At 64.7% G+C, this 20,711-nt stretch carries 17 protein-coding genes; 9 read left to right on the top strand and 8 right to left on the bottom strand.

Going from position 1 to position 20,711, the window contains the following annotated elements:
* Positions 1-199 precede the first annotated feature (199 nt).
* The 5 genes from BM190_RS13480 (at position 200) to BM190_RS13460 (ending at position 6,201) form a co-directional block, all read left to right on the top strand.
* A complete protein-coding gene (locus tag BM190_RS13480) occupies positions 200-1,693 on the top strand; it encodes an FAD-linked oxidase C-terminal domain-containing protein (protein ID WP_092255315.1) in 1,494 nt (497 codons plus the stop codon).
* 71 nt (positions 1,694-1,764) lie between these two features.
* Positions 1,765-3,003 (top strand): FAD-binding protein, encoded by a 1,239-nt coding sequence (locus BM190_RS13475; protein WP_092255915.1) that lies wholly within the window; start codon positions 1,765-1,767, stop codon positions 3,001-3,003.
* Entirely contained in the window at positions 3,000-4,322 is a 1,323-nt protein-coding gene (gene glcF / locus BM190_RS13470; protein WP_092255312.1) for a glycolate oxidase subunit GlcF, read from the top strand. The genes BM190_RS13475 and glcF overlap by 4 nt, the downstream gene beginning before the upstream one ends.
* A gap of 84 nt (positions 4,323-4,406) precedes the next feature.
* Positions 4,407-4,793, top strand: a complete 387-nt coding sequence (locus BM190_RS13465) for a histone (RefSeq protein WP_092255309.1) — start codon at positions 4,407-4,409, stop codon at positions 4,791-4,793.
* Between the two features lie 391 nt (positions 4,794-5,184).
* Complete coding sequence (locus tag BM190_RS13460; RefSeq protein ID WP_026202635.1) at positions 5,185-6,201, top strand: TorF family putative porin; 1,017 nt, start codon at positions 5,185-5,187, stop codon at positions 6,199-6,201.
* 102 nt (positions 6,202-6,303) lie between these two features.
* Here BM190_RS13460 and BM190_RS13455 read toward each other — a convergent pair whose 3' ends face one another.
* Positions 6,304-8,064 carry an ABC transporter ATP-binding protein/permease gene (locus tag BM190_RS13455; protein WP_092255306.1) on the bottom strand — a complete coding sequence of 587 codons (1,761 nt, stop codon included), beginning with the start codon at positions 8,062-8,064 and terminating at the stop codon, positions 6,304-6,306.
* A gap of 315 nt (positions 8,065-8,379) precedes the next feature.
* Between BM190_RS13455 and BM190_RS13450 the strand changes: the two genes are divergently transcribed.
* Complete coding sequence (locus BM190_RS13450) at positions 8,380-10,044, top strand: L-lactate permease (RefSeq protein ID WP_092255303.1); 1,665 nt, start codon at positions 8,380-8,382, stop codon at positions 10,042-10,044.
* Between the two features lie 159 nt (positions 10,045-10,203).
* Positions 10,204-10,602: an META domain-containing protein gene (locus BM190_RS13445; protein WP_177237062.1), complete on the top strand. Its 399-nt coding sequence runs from the start codon at positions 10,204-10,206 to the stop codon at positions 10,600-10,602.
* Positions 10,603-10,751: 149 nt separating this feature from the next.
* On the opposite strand, the gene BM190_RS13440 is transcribed toward BM190_RS13445, so the two are convergent.
* The 3 genes from BM190_RS13440 to BM190_RS13430 all read right to left on the bottom strand — a co-directional run bounded on the left by BM190_RS13440 (position 10,752) and on the right by BM190_RS13430 (position 14,238).
* Positions 10,752-11,963, bottom strand: a complete 1,212-nt coding sequence (locus BM190_RS13440; RefSeq protein ID WP_092255297.1) for a hypothetical protein — start codon at positions 11,961-11,963, stop codon at positions 10,752-10,754.
* 200 nt (positions 11,964-12,163) lie between these two features.
* Positions 12,164-13,795, bottom strand: coding sequence for a chaperonin GroEL (groL, locus tag BM190_RS13435; protein ID WP_018321904.1), 1,632 nt, complete (start codon positions 13,793-13,795; stop codon positions 12,164-12,166).
* 146 nt (positions 13,796-13,941) lie between these two features.
* Positions 13,942-14,238, bottom strand: coding sequence for a co-chaperone GroES (locus BM190_RS13430; RefSeq protein ID WP_018321905.1), 297 nt, complete (start codon positions 14,236-14,238; stop codon positions 13,942-13,944).
* 315 nt (positions 14,239-14,553) lie between these two features.
* Here BM190_RS13430 and BM190_RS13425 point away from each other — a divergent pair, with 315 nt between their 5' ends.
* The gene (locus BM190_RS13425) at positions 14,554-15,075 is read left to right on the top strand and encodes a hypothetical protein (RefSeq protein WP_026202636.1); all 522 of its coding nucleotides are present in this window, start codon (positions 14,554-14,556) and stop codon (positions 15,073-15,075) included.
* A 190-nt stretch (positions 15,076-15,265) separates the two neighbouring features.
* Here BM190_RS13425 and BM190_RS13420 read toward each other — a convergent pair whose 3' ends face one another.
* On the bottom strand, positions 15,266-16,051 hold the full coding sequence (locus BM190_RS13420) for a protein phosphatase CheZ (protein WP_026202637.1): 786 nt from the start codon (positions 16,049-16,051) through the stop codon (positions 15,266-15,268).
* A gap of 317 nt (positions 16,052-16,368) precedes the next feature.
* On the opposite strand from BM190_RS13420, the gene BM190_RS13415 reads away from it, so the two are divergent.
* Positions 16,369-17,178, top strand: coding sequence for a L,D-transpeptidase family protein (locus BM190_RS13415; protein WP_092255294.1), 810 nt, complete (start codon positions 16,369-16,371; stop codon positions 17,176-17,178).
* 643 nt (positions 17,179-17,821) lie between these two features.
* On the opposite strand, the gene BM190_RS13410 is transcribed toward BM190_RS13415, so the two are convergent.
* From BM190_RS13410 to BM190_RS13400, 3 genes are all read right to left on the bottom strand, one after another.
* Positions 17,822-18,646 (bottom strand): DUF2076 domain-containing protein, encoded by an 825-nt coding sequence (locus tag BM190_RS13410; protein ID WP_018321907.1) that lies wholly within the window; start codon positions 18,644-18,646, stop codon positions 17,822-17,824.
* A 115-nt stretch (positions 18,647-18,761) separates the two neighbouring features.
* The gene (locus BM190_RS13405; protein ID WP_092255291.1) at positions 18,762-19,607 is read right to left on the bottom strand and encodes a ChbG/HpnK family deacetylase; all 846 of its coding nucleotides are present in this window, start codon (positions 19,605-19,607) and stop codon (positions 18,762-18,764) included.
* The gene (locus BM190_RS13400; protein ID WP_018321909.1) at positions 19,604-20,641 is read right to left on the bottom strand and encodes a glycosyltransferase family 2 protein; all 1,038 of its coding nucleotides are present in this window, start codon (positions 20,639-20,641) and stop codon (positions 19,604-19,606) included. Before BM190_RS13400 ends, BM190_RS13405 begins: the two co-directional genes overlap by 4 nt.
* Positions 20,642-20,711: the final 70 nt, after the last annotated feature.

The raw sequence follows: 20,711 nt of genomic DNA, 5'->3' as shown, positions 1-20,711 counted from the left end.
ATGGAGGGTCGTGGTTTTGGCAGGTTCGATGCAAGTGGACAAGCCGCGAAACTTTGACAGGTTTCCTGATAGCAGACTTGCCCCAGAGAGAACTTGCGCTGCAACAAAGCAATGAGACCTTCGGAGGACCTACCCAAAGACGGCAAGACATGATTGATTTGCCGAAACAATTCCATCCGTCGGACGAAGGCTCCACAAAATGGCCATCATGATGCCCGCAAGCGACCAGGCCGTGCTCGCGCGGCGTGCCGAGATCGTTGCTGCATTGCGCGCGTTCGTGCCCGGCGAGGGCGTGATCGATACGCCTGCGGAGATGCGGGCCTATGAATCCGACGGGCTGACGGCCTATCGGCAGCCGCCGATGGTCGTGGTGCTGCCCGATACGACCGAGCAGGTCTCCCTCATCCTGAAATATTGTGCAGGGCAAGGTATCAAGGTGGTGCCGCGCGGCTCCGGCACATCGCTCTCAGGCGGGGCGCTGCCGCTCGAAGACGGCGTGCTGCTGGGGCTCGGCAAGTTCAAGCGCATCCGCGAGATCGATTTCGACAATCGCGTCGTCGTCACCGAGCCCGGCGTCACCAACCTCGCCATCAGCCAGGCGGTCGCTCATGCCGGCTTCTATTACGCGCCCGACCCGTCCTCGCAGATCGCCTGCTCGATCGGCGGCAATGTCGCGGAGAATTCCGGCGGCGTGCACTGCCTCAAATACGGCATGACCACCAACAACGTGCTCGGTTGCGAGATCGTGCTGATGAGCGGCGAGATCCTGCGCATCGGCGGCAAGGGGTGCGAGAACCCGGGCTACGATTTGATGGGCGTCATCACCGGCTCGGAAGGGCTGCTCGGCGTCATCACCGAGATCACGGTGCGCATCCTGCAGAAGCCGGAGACGGCGCGTGCGTTGATGGTCGGCTTCGCCGAGGTCGAGGCCGCCGGCGAATGCGTGGCGCGGATCATCGGCGCCGGCATCATTCCTGGCGGCATGGAGATGATGGACAAGCCCGCGATCCACGCCGCCGAGGCCTTCGTCCATGCCGGCTATCCGCTCGATGTCGAAGCGCTGCTCATCATCGAGCTCGACGGGCCCAAGATCGAGGTCGACGAGCTGATCACGCGCGTCGAGACCATCGCACGCGGCTGCGGCTCGGTAACGCTGCAGATCTCCAATTCGGAAGCCGAGCGCAATCTGTTCTGGGCCGGCCGCAAGGCTGCGTTCCCCGCCGTCGGCCGGATCTCGCCGGACTATCTCTGCATGGACGGCACAATTCCCCGCGGCGCGCTGCCGAAGGCGCTGGCGCGCATCCGCGAGCTCGGCGAAAAATACCAGCTCGGCTGCGCCAACGTGTTCCACGCCGGTGACGGCAATCTGCACCCGCTGATCCTCTACGATGCCAACAAGCCCGGCGAGATCGAGCGCGCCGAGGCCTTCGGCGCCGATATCCTGCGCGCCTGCGTCGAGTTCGGCGGCGTGCTCACCGGCGAGCACGGCGTCGGCATCGAGAAGCGCGACCTGATGCCCGACATGTTCAGCGAGATCGACCTCAACCAGCAGCAGCGGCTGAAATGCGCCTTCGATTCGCAAGGCCTGCTCAATCCCGGAAAAGTGTTTCCGACCCTGCACCGCTGCGCCGAGCTCGGCCGCATGCATGTGCATGCCGGCAAGCTGGCGTTTCCGGATCTCCCGCGGTTCTAGCGTCGGTCGCTGCGCCTTCGCTGCAACCGCCAAATTTGCTTTCCGTTCTAAACTTGGATACCGGCTCAGTCGTGGATACGCTTAAGGTCAGAGACGCCAAAGACGTCGAAGAGGTGGTGCGCGCGGCGATTGCCAATGAGCAGCCGCTCGAGATTATCGGTCACGGCTCCAAGCGCGGCATCGGCCATGCCATGGCGACCAACGCCGTGCTCGACCTCTCCGCGCTGAACGCCGTCACCTCCTACGAGCCGAACGAGCTGATCATCACGCTCCAGGCCGGCGCGCCGCTGGCCGATGTGCTGGCGCTGATCGATACCAAGAACCAGCAATTCGCGTTCGAGCCTGTCAACACCGCGCCGCTGCTCGGCACGCCCGCGCTCGGAACCATCGGCGGCATGATCGCGGCCGGGCTGGCCGGGCCGCGGCGGATCAGGGCGGGCGGGGCGCGCGACCATTTGCTCGGGGCGCACGCCGTCTCGGGCTTCGGCGACAGCTTCAAGACCGGCGGCAAGGTGGTGAAGAACGTCACCGGCTACGACCTCTGCAAGCTGCTCGCGGGGTCCTGGGGCACGCTGTCCGTCATGACCGAGGTCACGCTGAAGGTGATGCCCAAGCCCGAGGCCGAGCGGACGCTGCTGCTGCGCGGGTTAGATGATGCCGCCGCCAACAAGGCGATGACCGCGGCGCTCGGCTCGCCCTTCGACGTTTCCGGTGCCGCGCATCTGCCGAAATCGGCGTTCCGGGCCAAGACCGACGGGCTTGGTGATCTCGCAGGCCAGGACGAGGCGCTGACTGTGCTGCGGCTCGAGGGCATCACGGCCTCAGCCGCCCACCGCGCCAACTCGCTGCGGGAATTGCTGGCGCCGTTCGGAACCGCGACGCTGATCGAGGACGCGGCGTCTGCCGCGCTGTGGGCCACGATCCGCGACGTGCTGCCGTTCGCGGCCAGCGGCGCGCTTGGCGCCTGGCCGGTTTGGCGGATCGTCTGCCCGCCGGCCTCAGGCGCTGCGCTCGGCTCGCAATTGGCGCGCGAGACCGGCGGCGACGTGATCTATGATTGGGGCGGCGGTCTGATCTGGGCGGCATTGCCGCCAAAGGGCGACGCGCATGCTCCGGCTGTTCGGATGCGTGCCAACGCCGTCGGCGGTCACGCCACGCTGATCCAGGCGGCCGAGGACGTCAGGCGCGAGGTCGACGTCTTTCATCGGCAGGCGCCGGGCATTGCCGCCCTGAGCGAGCGGGTGCGCGCCAGTTTCGATCCAAAGGCCGTTCTCAACCGGGGCCGCTTGAGCCGAGGCGCTGTGGCATGAAGACCGAATTCTCACTCGCCCAGCTTGCCGATCCCGACATCGCGGAAGCCGACAAGATCCTGCGCGCCTGCGTCCATTGCGGCTTCTGCACCGCAACCTGTCCGACCTATGTGCTGCTCGGTGACGAGCTCGATAGTCCGCGCGGCCGCATCTACCTGATCAAGGAGATGCTGGAGAAGGACCAGGCGCCGACGGCGGAGGTGGTCAAGCACGTCGACCGCTGCCTGTCGTGCCTGGCCTGCATGACGACCTGCCCCTCAGGGGTGAACTACATGCATCTCGTCGACCAGGCCCGAGTCAGGATCGAGCAGCGCTATCAGCGGCCGCTGGCCGAGCGGCTGCTGCGCCAGGTGCTGGCCTTCGTCCTGCCGGATCCGCAGCGTTTCCGCATCAGCATGGTGCTGGCGCGGCTGGCCCGTCCGCTTGCCGTTTTCCTGCCGACGCCGCGGCCCTCGGCGACGCCCGGCCTGATCCAGCGCATCAAGGCGATGCTGGCGCTGGCCCCGCACCGGCTGCCGCCGCCGGGCCCCGCCGCGGGCAGCGTGTTCGCGGCGCTCGGCAAGAAGCGCGGCCGGGTCGCGCTGCTCCAGGGCTGCGCCCAGCAGGTCCTGGCGCCGCGCATTAACCAGGCGGCCATCAGTCTTCTCACCCGCCACGGCGTTGAGGTTGTCCTGGTCCGGGACGAGCAGTGCTGCGGCGCGCTGACCCATCACCTCGGCAACGATCAGGATGCATTGGCGCGGGCGCGAGCCAACGTTGCGGCGTGGCGGAAGGAAGCGGCCGGCGAGGGGCTCGACGCCATCCTGGTGACGGCGTCCGGCTGCGGCACAGTGATCAAGGACTACGGCTATCTGCTGCGCGAGGATGCTGCGTTCGCCGCCGATGCGGCGAGGGTGTCCGCGCTCGCCAAGGACATCACCGAATACATCGCCGGCCTCGCACTCGAGCCGACTGCGCGACATGACAACATCGTCGTCGCCTATCACTCGGCGTGTTCGTTGCAACATGGGCAGAAAATCACGGGCCTTCCGAAAGAATTGCTTTCCAAGAATGGATTCGTGGTGAAAGATGTACCCGAGAGCCATTTGTGTTGCGGCTCGGCGGGGACCTACAACATTCTCCAGCCCGAGCTTGCGGGCCGGTTGCGCGATCGCAAGGTCGCCAACATCGCAAGCGTCAAGCCGGACATGATTGCCGCGGGCAATATCGGCTGCATGGTGCAGATTGCCAGTGGCACGTCAGTTCCGGTCGTACACACGATTGAGCTTCTCGATTGGGCTACGGGCGGGTCGCGGCCGGCATTGAACGCGCAAGTTTGAGCTTTCAAGCCTGAGCTTTCCTCCGGAGGCGACGGTAGAACGACGCCCGATCGACCATTGTTCGTCGGCAACAGGAGGACCACGATGGCGAAAGCGAAGAAGAAAAAAAGCAAGAAGGCCAAAAAGGCGAAGAAGGCTGTAGCGGCGAAGAAGTCCGCGAAGAAGTCTGCCAAGAAATCCACGAAGAAAGCTGCCAGGAAAACTGCCAAGAAAGCTGGCAAGAAAGCTTCGAAGAAGGCCGCCCCAAAGAAGGCCGCCAAGAAGGCTGTGAAGAAGACAGCCAAGAAAGCAGCCAAGCCGGCTGCACCGAAGAAGGCCGCGAAGAAAGCGGCACCGAAGAAGGCGAAGGCAGCGCCCGCGCCGAAGCCGTCAGCGCCGGCGCCAGCTCCGGCTCCCGAGCCGGCCGCCGAGACGAGCTGGGCGATGCCTTCGTCTTCTGCGGAAGCGGCACCGGCCGAGGGGCAAAGCTAGCTCCCGTCCTGCGACCGCGATCGCCAACAGGGAAGGCCGCTGCGGTGACGCTGCGGCCTTTTTGCATCGCCGCAAGTACCTCCCGAAGCCGTCTCTTCCCCCCGCCAGCCTGATTCGTAGCCCGGTTGCCACGCTAGCTGCCTTCCCCGTACTTGCACGGTCCCTTCGTGCACTTTGGAATGCAAATAATGTGATCGAGAAGACACACAGGGCGACAACCTTTCGTGGAATCGTCAAAACGCCCAAAAAGTCGGCAGATGCCCGTGATTTTTGCTTCACGGTCCCCATCCCTCAATCCAGATTGTCGCAGTAACGCAATTTTGCAGACAAGTCGTTTGCCCCGGGGGGCTTCCGGGATCCGACTGGGTAAGAACTGACGATGGGGATCGAAATGAAGAAAGTGGCTTTGTTGGCAACGGCGCTGGCAATGGTGACGACGGGTTCGGCTTTCGCGGCAGACTTGCGCGTGAAGGCGTTGAAAGCCCCGCCGCCACCCGCCTTCGACCCCTGGGATATCGCCTTCGGCGGCGCGATCATGAGCAACTACGTCTTCCGCGGTATCACCCAGTCGAACAACAAGCCGTCGGTCGCGGCTTATTTCGAGCCGCGCTACAACGTCACCAAGGACCTGCAGCTCTATGTCGGCGTCGCCGGTGAGAGCATTTCCTTCCCGAACCGCGCCGCGGCTGAGATCGACATCTACGGCGGTATCCGCCCGACCTTCGGTGCCTTCGCCTTCGACATCGGCGTCTGGGGTTACCTGTATCCGGGTGGGACCTGCTATTACGGCGCCGGCTTCGACACCGCCGGCAATCCGCTCAGCGCAGAATGCGCCGCCAACGCGTTGGCGAACGGAAACGTCATGAAGAAGGACGTCAGCTTCTTCGAAGTCTACGGCAAGATGACCTACACGGTGAACGACAACTGGGCGTTCGGCATCAACGAGTTCTATTCGCCGAACTTCCTCAACACCGGCGCCTGGGGCAACTACACCTCGGTCACGGCCAAGTGGACGGCGCCGAGCACGACGTTCGGTTCGAGCGGCGTCGGCATGTATGTGTCGGGCGAATTCGGCCGTCAGTGGTTCGGCACCTCCGACTCATTCTACGGCACCGGCATCGCCAGCCCGCTCGGCGGCGGCCCGTTCCCGAACGGCATCAAATACGCTGACTACAACACCTGGAACGTCGGCGTCGGCTTCACCTACAAGGTGATGACCCTGGATCTCCGTTACTCCGACACTGACCTCTCGAAGGCTAACTGCAACGCCTTCACCAGCGACAACACCGCCACCTTCAGCAGCAGCTACAGCAGCATCAATCCGTCGGGCGTCGGCTCCAAGTGGTGCGGCGCGACCGGCATCGCCAAGCTCTCGTTCGACCTGACGGCGATGACCAACCTGAAGTAAGTTTGTTCCCGAGGCCATCTACGAGGGCGGCAGAGCAATCTGCCGCCCTTTTGCTTTTGGGCCGCGGGCCCGCCCTGGTAGTTCGAGATGCCGGCCGGCCCCTCAGCGCGCTGCGGTCGGCTCCGCCCGGGCCGGCTCGCCGGCTTTACCGAGGACGTAGATCTCGCCGTCCTCCACCAACGCCACCTTCCGGGTGTGGAAGGCGTCGAGCGTCGAGCGGTGGCCGATCGAGACGATGGTGGCCTGCGGCAGCTTCTCCGTCAGCAGCCGATAGAGCCGGTCCTCGGACGGCTCGTCCAGCGAGGCGGTCGCCTCGTCGAGGAAGAGATAGTCCGGCATGTGCAGCAGCGCACGAGCAAGCCCAAGGCGTTGCTGTTCGCCGAGCGACAATGTCCGGTTCCAGTGGCCGTGCTCGTCGAGCCGGTCCGCCAGCCGCGGCAGGCCGACGGCAATCAAGGCGTCGCGGATCTTCTCGGGCGGGACCGAGCCGTGCTCAGTCGGGTAGATGATGGCGTCGCCAAGCGCGCCGATCGGGAAATACGGCCGCTGCGGCAGCATCATCAGCTTCGACGTCTCGGGAATGGCGATCGTGCCGGTGCCGAACGGCCAGACGCCGGCGATGGCCCGGAACAGTGTCGACTTGCCGGAGCCCGACGGGCCGGTCACCAGCACCCGCTCCGACGGCTGGATCGTGAAGGCATCGGCTGCGACCAGAGGCGCGCCGTTCGGCAGTTTGACGAGCAATTGCTCGAGCGCGATGGCCTTGCCGTTCGCTGGTGCGATGTCGATGGTCGGTTCGAGCGCTGCGCCGTAGGCGGCGGAGCTGACCGACATCTCGAAGCCATCGAGGCGGGCGATCACCGCGCGCCACTCTGCGAGCGAGCGATAGGCGGTGACGAAGAAGGACAGCGCATCCTGCACGCTGCCGAACGCCGAGCCGGTCTGCATCATGTCGCCGAGCTGGATGCGCTTGGCGAAGTAGGCAGGCGCCACCACCACATAGGGAAAGAGCGTCGCGGCCTGACCGTAGCTTGCCGTGAAGGCGGTCAGGCGCTTGGTCCGGCCCATGATCTCGTACCAATTGCCGATGACGAAGCCGAAGCGCCGCAGCAGATGCCCTCGCTCCGCGTTCTCGCCTTTCAAAAGGGCGATCTGCTCGGAATTTTCGCGCACGCGGATCAGGTTGAAGCGGAAGTCGGCCTCAAAGCGCTGCTGCTCGAAATTGAGATTGATGAGCGGGGCGCCGATCCAGTGCGTCAGCGCGGTACCCAGAATAGCGTAGGCCAGGGCGCACCAGACCAGAAAACCGGGCACGAGGATATCGGTGCCGTAAATGTACAAGGGGGCCTTGTAGGACAGGCCCCAGAGGATGACCACGAACGAGGCCAGCGTCACGATCGACGACAACAGGCCGAGGCCGATGGTCAGCGTTTGCTCGACGAAATTCTTGAGGTCCTCGGTGATGCGCTGGTCCGGATTGTCGGCGGCATCGCCCTTGAGCTGCATGCGGTAATGCGTGGCGCCCTCGAGCCATTCGCCGAGATAGTGTTGCGTCAGCCATTGCCGCCAGCGGATCTGGAGCCACTGGTTCAGGTAGAGTTTGTAGACGGCCAGCGCGACGAAGGTGAAGGCAAGCCCAAGGAAGATCCAGACCTCCTTGACGAATTCGGGCAGATCGTAGGCCTGCAATGCGCTGTAGAACCGGTTCTGCCACTGATTGAGCAGCACGTTGATCGCGACCAGCACCAGCTCCATCGCGACGACGACGGCGAGCAGGCCGCGGCCGGCCCATTTGTCTTCCGACCGGAAATAGGGGACGGCGATTCGCCAGACGATCGCGAGCGTGGCGCTGATGTTCTTCACAGAGCGGGGTCTCCTGGGGGGATGTGCACAAATGCCCTGAGCCAACCACTTGAGGCAATGGCGAAAAGCGGCGCGCTTAGACTAAAGTCGCAAGGTCTGCAATTTGCGTTGTCTTGTCGCACCCCGCAACCCTAGCATGGGGTTCGACGGCGCGGGGTAGGGGTGCTCGGGGATTTCGCGAGCTTGTGAGCGGGACGGGAACCGCCGCATTCGCGAGGAATTCGCGTCCAGCTCGAGGGTTATCGCTTCCAGCGTCAAGCAGGATCGGCTCTCCACGCGGGCCGTCTGCCGCAAACATGCGTGGGGAGGAAGACCATGTGGAATCAAGTCTATGATCCGCTGAACAGCCCGGTGCTGTCGACGATTGCGGCGGCGGTGCCCGTCGTCACGCTGCTGGTTCTGATCGCGAGCGGCCGCGTCCAGGCGCATATCGCGGCGGTCATCGCCGTGATCGTGGCCAATCTGATCACGATCTTCGTCTTCACCATGCCGGCGAACATGTCGATCCGCGCCTCGGTGCTGGGCATCGTCACCGGCTTTTTCCCGATCGGCTGGATCGTGCTCAACGTCATCTTCCTCTATCAGGTGACGGTGAGCATGGGACGCTTCGAATTGCTCAAGCGCGCCATCGGCGGCGTCACCGAGGACCGGCGGCTGCAATTGCTGCTGATCGCGTTCTCCTTCGGCGCGTTCTTCGAGGGCGCCTCGGGCTTCGGCACGCCGGTCGCCATCACCGGTGCCGTGCTGATCGGCCTCGGCTTCTCGCCGCTCGCGGCGTCCGGCCTGTCGCTGATCGCCAACACCGCGCCGGTCGCCTATGGCGCGCTGGGCACGCCGATCCAGGGCCTTGCCTCGGTCACCGGGCTCGATCCCTACATCCTCGGCGCCATGGTCGGCCGGCAATTGCCGGTCTTCTCGCTGATCGTGCCGTTCTGGGTGGTGTGGGCGTTCGCGGGCTGGAGGGGCATGAAGGATGTCTGGCCGGCGATCCTGGTCACCGGCGTGTCGTTCGCGATTCCGCAATTCGTGATCTCGAACTTCATCAACCCCTGGATCGTCGACATCGGTGCGTCGCTGATCTCGATGGGCGCGCTGATTCTGTTCCTCAAGGTCTGGCAGCCCAGGCAGCTCTGGCTGTCGCCGGCGCTGCGCGGCCGCGATGAATCGGCAGCCACCATGGCGGCGGCCAAACCGCTCGACAAGACGCCGCTGACGCAGAGCGAACTGTTCGGCGCGCTGCTGCCGTGGATCATCGTCTGCATCGTGATGCTGATCTGGGGTAACGGGGCGTTCAAGGCCTGGGCGAATTCGATCTTCGTCTGGAACTATCCCGTGCCCGAGCTGCACCAGATGATCAACAAGATGCCGCCTGTCGCGCCAGCGCCGACGAAAGAGAGCGCGGTGTTCGGCTTCACCTACCTGTCCTTCACCGGCACCGGCATGCTGATCGCGGCGATCATCTCCGGTGTCCTGATGGGCGTCGGTCCCGGCAAGCTCGTAACCGAGTACGGCCGCACCATCCGGCTCTGCGCGATCTCGCTGATCACGATCTCGGCGATGCTGGCGATCGGCACCTTGACGCGGCTCTCCGGCGTCGACGCGACGCTCGGCCTCGCCTTCGCCGCAACCGGCGTGCTCTATCCCTTCTTCGGCACGCTGCTCGGCTGGCTGGGCGTGGCGCTGACGGGATCGGACACCGCCTCCAACGTGCTGTTCGGAAACCTGCAGAAGATCACCTCCGAGCAGCTCGGCCTGTCGCCGGTCCTGATGGCCGCGGCGAACTCGTCCGGCGGCGTGATGGGCAAGATGATCGACGCGCAGTCGATCGTGGTCGCCTCCACTGCCACCAACTGGTACGGCCACGAGGGCACGATCCTGCGCTTCGTGTTCTGGCACTCGATCGTGCTGGCCTGTCTCGTCGGCGTGCTCGTGACGTTGCAGGCCTATGTCTGGCCGTTCACGGCAATGGTCCTGAAGTAGCAGGCCAACTCCGGCTCGAAGGCAAATCCCCGCGAGGTTCCGCCCCGCGGGGATTTTTGCGTCCAATCAAATCTCATCGCGCTCCAGGTGGCGCGAACCTTCTCAATGGCGCCGCCGTCTTATAGAAGGTGCGGCAAATCAGGTCGGACGAGAGGTCTCATGGTTTCGCTCAAGCGATTGGTGTGTGCTGCGGTTGCAATGCTCGCGATGACCATTGTCGCGCGTGCCGAGGACGGCTTCCCGTTCGGCACCGAGATGACGCTGGAAGCGCTGCCGCAAGCAGGCTCGAAGCGGATCCCGAACATCGAGATCGGCGACCATGGCGAGGTCGTGCTGGAGCTCTGGTGCAAGGGCGGCAAGGGCCAGTTCTCGGTCGCCGGCAACACCGTGATCTTCGTCCCCGGTCAGATCCAGGATCGCTCCTGCCCGCCGGCAAGGGCGCAGGCCGACGACGATCTGGTCGCGGCACTCAGCAGCGTCGAGACCTGGAAGCGTCAGGGCGACGTGCTGACGTTGATCGGCCCCAAGCCGCTGCGTTTTCGCACGACGGGGAATTAGCTCCGCTCTTGTGTCCCGGACGCGCTGCAGCGTGCAACGCTGCTGCGCAGAGCCGGGACCCAAACTCGATCGGCGACTGCGCGGGGCCTCTGGGCCCCGGCTCTGCAGCGCATCACTGACGTGCTGCGCAGCGTCCGGGGCACGAAAGCCTACTTCCACACCGATTTGTCGGCATCCCAGCGCTGGCCCTTAAGCTCCTTGGTGAGCGCCTCGATTGAACCGTTGTCGTCGGGCTGCTCGCCTTCCTCGTCGACCGAGGTGTCGTCGGAGAGATTGAGCTTAGCGCCGCTGCTCTCGTCGGCGGTCGTCGTCGCGGGGCTGCCGATCCAGAGCATGAGCTTGTCGGTCGTGCCCGGCTTGTCGGGCGAGACGAGCCCTGCGACCTCGATCGTGTCGGTGAGATCGAGCGCGGGGAAGTCAGGGTTCGGCCGCTTGAAGACCAGCTTGAGCTTGCCCGTGGCGGGGTTGAAGCTCTGCGAGATCGGCTTTGCCGCGAGCGTCCGGCTCAAAACGTTCGAAACGGCCGCCGCGAGCTTGTCCTTGCTGATCTTGTCGCCGTCGCGCCAGTCGGCCGCGGCGAAGCGGATGGTGCGGTCCATCTCGGTCATGCCCGCAGTCCACCCCGCGGCGGTGACGCCCGGCGTCGCCTTGAATTTCGCCAGCAGCGCGCCGGCGCGCTCGGGATCGACCGACATGTTGATGGTCTGCTCGCCTGCGCGCAGGGCATCGCAGCCAACCGTGAGGCTCGCCAGCGTCACCTCGACCGCCTGGCCCTTCAGGCTCTTCAGGAAGTCGGTTGCAGCGTCGAGCTTGACCTTGACCGCGATCGCTTCCGGCGAGACGTCGGTGAAATCCTTCGGCTGCGGCGTGATGCCGTCGTCGGAGGTCTGGTTGTCCTGAAATTCCTTTTCGCTGAGATCGGAATTGTCGGGCGAGGTCACCTCGGTCACCACCTGGCCAATGCTGATCTGGCCGCGGAATTCGAAGGTGTCCCCGGCTTGCTTGCGCAGCAGCTTGACGCTGACGGGCGACTTCTCGCTGATGCTCTGCGTGGTGCCGGTCAGGGTCTGGCCCGCGACCTGCAGATTGACGACGAAGCGGTCCTTGCGGTCGGAATTCTTTGCGACGGGATAGCAGACGTCGAGCACGGCCGCCGTCACCGTCTTGCCCTGGCGCGTCTCCTTCAGGATCACGTCCGCATTGCCGTCCATCAGCCCGTCGATCGAGGTGAAATAGCGCGTCTCCGGACCGCCGGGCATCGTGGCCTTCGGCGACAGCTTCATCTGGGCGGAGGCGGGATGCGGAGAAGCTGCAAGCAGAGCCGCCAAAACGGCTGTCGAACAAACCAGAAGCGCACGCATCGATGAAATCCTCGCGCAACGGGCATGATCCGGAAAGGTGTGAAGCGGTTTTCCGAGAGGATCATGCCCAAACAATTCGAATCGGCGCGTCACCGTAGTGGGTTTTGGCCGACGGTTGAATCGGAAAGCGGAGGGGCAGGGTCGGCAAAAAAGAAGGCCGCCCGGAGGCGGCCTTCGCAACACTGTAACGGAACGGAGGCTTAGAAGCCTCCCATGCCGCCGCCGGCGGGCATCGCGGGCGGGGCTTCCTTCTTCGGCGTTTCGGCGACCATGGCCTCGGTGGTGACCAGCAGGCCGGCCACGGAGGAGGCGTCCTGGAGCGCGGTGCGCACCACCTTGGCGGGATCGATGATGCCCTTCTCGACCATGTCGACATAGTCCTCGTTCTGGGCGTCGAAGCCGAAGGTCTCGGACTTGTTCTCCAGGATCTTGCCGACGACGATCGAGCCTTCCACGCCCGCGTTCTCGGAGATCTGGCGGATCGGGGCCTCCAGCGCCTTCAGCACGATGTTGATGCCGGCCTGGACGTCGGCATTGGCGTTGGTGAGACGACCCACCGCCTTCTTGGCGCGGAGCAGCGCGACGCCGCCGCCGGGGACGATGCCTTCCTGCACCGCGGCGCGGGTGGCGTTGAGGGCGTCCTCGACGCGGTCCTTCTTCTCCTTGACCTCGATCTCGGTGGCGCCGCCGACGCGGATCACCGCGACGCCGCCGGCCAGCTTGGCGAGGCGCTCCTGGAGCTTCTCACGGTCGTAGTCCGAGGTGGTCTCCTCGATCTGCGCCTTGATCTGGCCGACACGGGCCTCGATGTCCGGCTTCTTGCCGGCGCCCTTGACGATCGTGGTGTTCTCCTTGTCGATCACGACCTTGCCGGCGCGGCCCAGCATCTTCACCGTGACGTTTTCAAGCTTCATGCCGAGGTCTTCGGAAATGAGCTGGCCGCCGGTGAGGATGGCGAGGTCCTCGAGCATGGCCTTGCGGCGATCGCCGAAGCCCGGCGCCTTGACGGCGGCGACCTTGAGGCCGCCACGGAGGCGGTTGACGACCAGGGTGGCCAGCGCCTCGCCCTCGACGTCCTCGGCGATGATGACGAGCGGCTTGCCCGACTGCACCACGGCTTCCAGCACCGGAAGCATGGCCTGCAGGCCCGAGAGCTTCTTCTCGTGCAGGAGGATGTAGGCATCCTCGAGCTCGGCGGTCATCTTCTCGGGGTTGGTGACGAAGTAGGGGCTGAGATAGCCGCGGTCGAACTTCATGCCCTCGACGATGTCGACTTCGGTGTCGAGCGACTTGTTCTCTTCGACGGTGATGACGCCTTCGTTGCCGACCTTCTGCATCGCCTGGGCGATCATCTTGCCGATGGCGGCATCGCCGTTGGCCGAGATGGTGCCGACCTGGGCGACCTCGGAGGAGGCGGCGACCGGCTTGGCGCGCTTCTCGATGTCCTTGATGACCGCAGCAACCGCGCTGTCGATGCCGCGCTTGAGGTCCATCGGGTTCATGCCGGCGGCAACGGCCTTGGCGCCTTCGCGCACGATGGCCTGGGCCAGCACGGTGGCAGTGGTGGTGCCGTCACCGGCGAGGTCGTTGGTCTTGGAGGCGACCTCACGCACCATCTGGGCGCCCATGTTCTCGAACTTGTCCTCGAGCTCGATCTCCTTGGCGACGGTGACGCCGTCCTTGGTGATGCGGGGTGCGCCGAAGCTCTTCTCGATGACGACGTTGCGGCCCTTCGGGCCGAGCGTCACCTTGACGGCGTTGGCAAGAACGTCGACGCCGCGCAGCATGCGATCGCGCGCGTCTCCGGAAAACTTGACGTCTTTGGCAGCCATTTTAGCAATCCCTCGTGTGTGGTGATGTGTCTGCCGCTCGCCCGTCGCATCAATCCCGGATTCGTGGACCGAACCCGGCGGAATGATGGATGCCCGGATCGCCTGGATCCGGGCATGACATTCAGCGGCTGTTCAGGCGGATGGCCTTAGGCCAGTACGCCCATGATGTCCGACTCCTTCATGATCAGGAGCTCTTCGTTGTCGATCTTGACCTCGGTGCCCGACCATTTGCCGAACAGCACGCGGTCGCCGACCTTGAGGTCGATCGGGGTCAGCTTGCCGGTCTCGTCACGGCCGCCGGGGCCGACGGCGACGACCTCGCCCTGGGACGGCTTTTCCTTGGCGCTGTCCGGAATGATGATGCCGCCCTTGGTCTTTTCCTCGGCGTCGATACGTTTGACCACGACACGGTCATGCAGCGGACGAAATTTGGATTTAGCCATGACGTTTCCCTTTGGAGGCTCGCTTCGGAAGTAGTGAAGTGGGTGGGGCGGCGCTTCCGTCCGCCCCCTATCCCGAGGATCGAACGGCGTGCTTAGCAATCGGGCTTTCCGAGTGCTAATAGTGGGCCCGGAAATATGGCTTGGCCGCGATCCTGTCAAGCAAAGGTGGTTAAGCGATTGGTGAGGCGGATATAGGATGGTGGCACTGGAAACTTGTTCGGGGCGCCGACGTATTAAAGGACGTCATTGCTCCGGCAGCGGTTTTGCGCTTGGCTGCAGGAGGGGTGCGGCCATGGTCTTGTTCGGGGGAATGCCATGATCAGTTCAGCTCACGCGCGCACGGTTGCCAATCTGGCCGCCGCCTCTTGTCTGGCGCTGCTGCTGGGCGCCTGCGGCGGCGGCATGAGCCTGCCGTCCTTCTCGTCGTCCTCGCCGCCGCCCGAAGCCGAGCCGGGCGTCGCGCCCGAAATGCCTGCGACCATTCGCGCCGACGAGATCGTCGGACGCTGGGGCCTCGCCTCGTTCCAGAACCCGGCCGACCGCGCCCGCACCGAGGCTGCCGCCCGGGCCCAGTGCAAAAATCCCTACGTGATCACCGCCGGCTCCTCCGGCGGCGTGATCATGCATCTGGCCGACCAGGCGACGCCGCAGGAGCTGCGGCTGAAGGGCTCGCCGAGCGGCAAGAACTACATCGGACCGGCCGGTCCGACCCCCGGCGAGCAGGACCGCGAAATCATCTCCTTCGACGGCCGCGTTCTGATCACCCGCTTCATCGACAAGGACGCCGCCACCCGCTACGGCAACATGGTCTACGTCCGCTGCGCGCCGCGGGCGTAGCTTCTCGCCTACGTCATGCTCCGCGACAGCGGGGCATCCAGTACGCCGCGGCTTCTCGGTTCAATCACTGCTGCCTCTGGAATACTGGATCGTCCGGTCAAGCCGGACGATGACAGCGGAGAGGATGGTCCCAAAAAGCAAAAACGCCGGCCAAAGGCCGGCGTTTTGTTTTTCTCTATCTGGCGTCCGCTCAGTCGAACAGCGCGTCGATGTCGTCCTGCGAGGCGTGGCCGACGTCGCCGGCGAGCTTGGGGCCGTTGAGAAGCTTGTCGTCCTCGCTGCGATTGTCGACCGGCGGCACGACGTGCGACTTGATCGCGTCGACGCCGCCCCAGATCTCCATCATCGCATTGATGTGCTGCTCGATGAACTTCATCGTGGTCATGACCTTGCTGATGCGCTGGCCGGTCAGGTCCTGGAAGTTGCAGGCCTCGAAGATCGAGATGACGCGTTCCTGGATGTCGTCGGCGAGCCGCTTCTGCTGGTCGATCGAGTCCACCTTGGACATTGCGCTGGCGGCCTGGTCGATCGATTCCGCGGCTTCGAGGATCTGCTGGGTCGCCTGCTCGGTGCCGCCGACCACCGCGCCGAGCTCGCCATTGACCTTGGCCATTTCGCCGCCGTCAAAGCTCTTGCCGTGCAGCGTCGCGATTTCGCGCTTGGTGCGGTCGATGGCGTCATGGATGAGGTCGAGCTCGACCTTCAGCTTTTCGCACTGCTCGATCTGGGCCCGATAGGTTTCGAGCATGGTACGAGCCTCGGAGAGCTCGTGGGCGGTGGAGGCGTCGATCGCCGCCATGGCTGCGCTGCCGGACAAGGGCAAGGGCGCAGCGCCTTTCGCCATCTGTGCACGGATCGCACGTAGCTCGGCCATGATCTCGCTATGCATCGGGATTGCCTCTTCGGTTACGTCCAAAATCGGCATCTCGCCACCAGCGATATCCTCGACGCGAAAACGTTTGCGGTGAACAGCCATCAGGATACTCCCCCCCACCTCACTCACGCGTCTTTGTAGGCAGAAGCGATTTAACACGAAGTTCACGGCAGGAACTGTTGTGCGGCTGCGCGCGACGGCGCGCAAAGAAGCGATTAACCATGCGCGCGCGGCGTTCATCGAAAATAAACGCTGATCGCCAAATTGCGCCGCTGCTGACGACGTGGTGAATCCAAACGCCGTTTCTGTTTACCAAACAAAACGGCTTTTGCCTTTTATTGACCACGTCGAGGGGCGCGGACCAGCCATCAGCTCTCCACGGCGCATGTGATCTAGACGAAACAGTACAGAGTACGTCGATGTTCAAGAAAATGTCTGTCGCGCTGCTCGGCAGCGCTTGCACCTTCATTGCCGGCGCAAACAGTGCCAGCGCCTTCGACAATTCGGTGCCGAACGATCCGCCCGCGGTGCTCTACCAGCCGCAGGTGCCGCCGGCGCCGGTGCGCGTCGCCTCCAATGCGAACATGGGCGGCGGCTTCATCGAGTTCCTGTTCGGCGACGGTCCCGGCCGCGGTCCGGCCTACGCGCCCGAGCGGCCGGTCTATCAACAGCAGCCCGGCTATTACGACCAGCGCCGCCTGCCGCCGATGGGCGAGCCGCAGCAGGGTGGATATCAGCAAGGCGCGGTTCAGCAGGAGACGGTCGACCCGCGGCAGCGTCCGTTCGATCCGAGGTTCGAGAAGCAATCTGTTGACTATAGCGGCAAGGAAAGTCCCGGCACCATCGTGGTCGATACCCCGAACAAGTTCCTCTATCTCGTTGAGGGCAATGGCAGGGCGATGCGCTACGGTATTGGCGTCGGGCGTCCCGGCTTCACCTGGTCCGGCGTGAAGGCGATCACGGCCAAGCGCGAATGGCCGGACTGGACGCCGCCGGCCGAAATGCTCGCCCGCCGCCCCGATCTGCCCCGGCACATGGAAGGCGGCCCGGAGAACCCGCTCGGCGCCCGCGCGATGTATCTGGGCTCGACGCTGTACCGCATCCACGGCTCCAACGAGCCCTGGACCATCGGCACCAACGTCTCCTCCGGCTGCATCCGCATGCGCAACGAAGATGTCATCGACCTCTACGGCCGCGTCAATGTCGGCACCAAGGTCGTGGTGATGTAGCCCGGCGCTCGCTGCGAGCCGTCAACTCCGCGTGTCGCGCCGGCTCGCGACGCGCGGCATCGAAGGCGTTGCGTGCCGCCGGCGTACGTCCTCCGGCTAAGGTCTAGGCTGGCCGACGATGCCCCGTCGAAGCGAGACGAGGGGCAACAGAGCAGCGACGACGCGTTGATGAATGGGAAAGCGATGCGCGAGCGGAGCGCTTCAATCGCCGCGCCGACAGCTCGGCCTTCTTGACGAGCTCGTGCAGTCCCTCCAACTCCGACAACTCGGTGATGAGATGAGTTGTCACGTTGGTCAGGGTGGCGATGCGCTGCTGAAGTGGACTCATTTTTAAAACCCCGACTATAACCAAGAGAGGCAACCACATCGGTGTGTGGCATGAGCAACGTGTTCTTCCAGTTGAACACCCATGTCCGCATTTGGAAATCCGGGAGTCTACGGCTGCGCGTGTCAGATGCCGATTTGATTTGTCATGGTGAATTCAGGCGCCTCGGGTAACGTTCAGCCAGTCCAATGACGCTGCACATTAGTCATACTATATCGAACGTCCCGGCTGCTTGCCGTCGCACAAAAGGCGCTCGGGGCACGCTCTAAAGAAAACGGCCGCCGAGAGGCGGCCGTTGGCATCTTTCGGGCGAATTGCTCACGCGTAATCGCTGCCGCCATCGTCGTCGCCGCCGAAATCGCTGTCGTCGGCCACGTCCATATTGCCGTCGTCGTTGTTGTCGCCGTAGTTCTGGTCGTTGTCGTTACGATCGTTGTTCGCCTGGTCGGAGAAGCTCTGGCGAGACTCGCGGTTCGAGCCGATGTCGTTGAGGCCGGCATCGCGCGCGAGCGAGCCGCCGGACTGATCGCTGCCGCCCCAAGGACTTCCACCAGCGCCGCGGTCGCCGAGGGCATTGGTGTCGCCAAAGGCCTGCTGATGCGATCCGCCCATCATGCCGCGGATGCTCGAGAGCAGCAGCGAGCCACCGACGACGCCGGCGGCAGCTGCCGCCGCGGTGCCGAGGAACGAGCCGCCGCCACCGCCCATCGGCGGTGCGCCATAACCCTGGCCTGGGCCCTGACCTGGACCTTGGCCGTAAGGGGGCTGACCGTAGCCCGGTTGCGTCTGCTGCATCGCTCCGCCGCTGTTCCAGACCGGCCGCGCGTCACGCGGCGGCACGTTCGGAACCGAGCCGCGCGAGGGGCCTCCGCCGAACAAGGTGTCGCGCATGGTGTCGAGGAAGCCGCCGGACTGCGCCTGCTCGGGCCCATGGGCCGCTTCCAGCTCCTGGATGCGGTTATGGGCGCGCTTCAGCGCCTCGTCCTGCAGCAGCGTGGTCTGCACCAGCGCATAGATCGCGCCGGGTGCCTTGCGCAGCCCGTCCGAGATCGCGGCGATCGCGTCGGGATCGCGCGGTGCGTTTTCCAGTTTCGAAAGCCGGTCGAAAAGGTCGTCGACGAGCTGGCGTTCCTGCGGCGTCATGATCAGTCTCCCTCGCGCAAAACAAGCGCGAAGCAGATGTAGGGTTCCATTATGGCCCCAACAGTGCCGGCCGGATTAAATTTCGGTATGCGACAAGCTGCCCCGCGGCTTGCTGTCATCCCAGCGTGGTGCGGCTGTCCGCCAGCAGACGCGCAAAGGCGTCGCCGACCAGATAGGCGTGCTCGCGTTCGCGGACATCGGTCATCGGATCGAGGCCGGCGAGGACATCGTCGACGAAGCCGGGATGGCACATCACGAGGCCGCCATCCGGCAAGCCTTCCAGGAATTGCCGCATCAGCTCGCCAAAATCGGCCGCCCGCGTGAAGTCATAGGCGCCGGCAAAGCCCGGGTTGAAGCTGAGGCCGGCGCTGCCGGCACGGCGGCGGAATTGGGCGCTGAGGATGTCGAGCACGATGGCCTTGGGTGCGGCCAGCCGCTGCCTGAGCGGCAGGTCGCGGCCGCCCTGGCGCACCCAGGCGTTCGGCGCGCCTTCGCTGACCGCATCGACGAAGCCGTCGCGCACCTGCGGATAGAGCTGCACATGCTGATGGCCGTCGACGAAGTCAGGCGCGCGCCCGAACGCTTCGGCAAAGGCGGCGAGCTGCGCCTTCACCTCGTTGCGGAAGAATTCGCGGTCGAGCCGCCGCAAAATGCCCGCGCGCAGCAGCTTCGGAAACGGCATGAACATGTCGCCGTCGAGCGGACGAAAATGCATGGTGAGGGGGCGGAACGGCGCCGACAGCGTCACGTGCAATCCGATCGCGCAGCGCGGGCTCGTCTTCGCCGAGGCCTGGAGCGCCTCGACCTCGCTGCGCGCGATCGCAGGCCCCACCATCATCACCGAGGTGGCGTTGAGACGGCCGCGTTCGATCAGGTCGCGGATGGCGCGGTTGACGCCCGGGCTGATGCCGTAATCGTCGGCACAGAGCCAGATCCGCCGCAGGCCCGCGGCCGCGCTCATTCGGCGGCCGTCCTCTTCGCGGCATCGTCGGCTTCGAAGTGCTTTTCACTATGCTCGGCGACGAAGTAGATCGGGCGCGCCTTCAGCTCGGACAGGATCTTGCCGATATATTCGCCGACGATGCCGATCATGATGAGCTGCACGCCGCCGATCGTCATCAGGCCGATCACGAGCGAGGGATAGCCGGGCACCTGCTTGCCGGTCGTGAACACCTCCCAGAGGATCGAAAGGCCGAACAGGAAGGCGCCACCGGCGAGAATGACGCCGAGCAGGCTGGCAAAGCGCAGGGGGGCGACCGAAAACGAGGTCAGGCCCTCGATCGACAGGCCGAGCAGGCTTGCGGCGTTGAAGGTGGTGACGCCGTGGGCGCGTGCGGCAGGCTCGTAGTCGACGCGGATCTGGCGGAAGCCGATCCAGCTGGCGAGGCCCTTGAAGAACCGGTTGCGCTCGGGCAGCTGCCTGAGCGCTGTGACCGCGCGCGGTGACAGCAGGCGGAAGTCGCCGGCGTCCTCGGGAATCTTCTGCCGGGCCCCCCAATTGATCAGCGCATAGAAGCCGTGCACGGCGACCCGGCGCAGGAAGGTCTCGTTGTCGCGATGCGCCTTGGCGGTGTAGACGACGTCATAGCCGTCATCGATCCAGTGCCGCACCAGCTGTTCGATCAGCGCCGGCGGATGCTGGCCGTCGCCGTCCATGAACATGACGGCGCCGAGCCGGGCATGGTCGAGGCCGGCCATCAGCGCCGCCTCCTTGCCGAAATTGCGCGACAGCGACACCACCTGGACATCGATCGCGTCGGCCGGCAGCGAGCGGGCGATCGCCAGCGTCGCATCCTTGCTGCCGTCGTCGACATAGACGACTTCGCAAGCCAGCCGATAGCGCTCCCGCAAAGTCTTTGCGAGATCGCAGATGCGCTGGTGCAGGGCGGCGAGGCCCGCCGCCTCGTTGTAGACGGGGACGACGATCGACAGTCCCTTCGCGGCTGCGGTGCCTGCGGTCGTCGTCATGCCGGAAACGTCAGAGCCCAGCGTCATCGATCAAGGTTCCAGAAGCGTTCAAAGTCATCTCAACAGCATATGGTAGCCGCCATTTGCTGTCGCAAAG

The sequence above is a fragment of the Bradyrhizobium sp. Rc3b genome (genome assembly GCF_900114915.1).
In the GTDB taxonomy this organism is placed as follows: Bacteria; Pseudomonadota; Alphaproteobacteria; order Rhizobiales; family Xanthobacteraceae; genus Bradyrhizobium.
The sequence above is the reverse complement of the archived record's forward strand: the minus strand, read 5'-3'. Positions and strand labels throughout refer to the sequence as shown.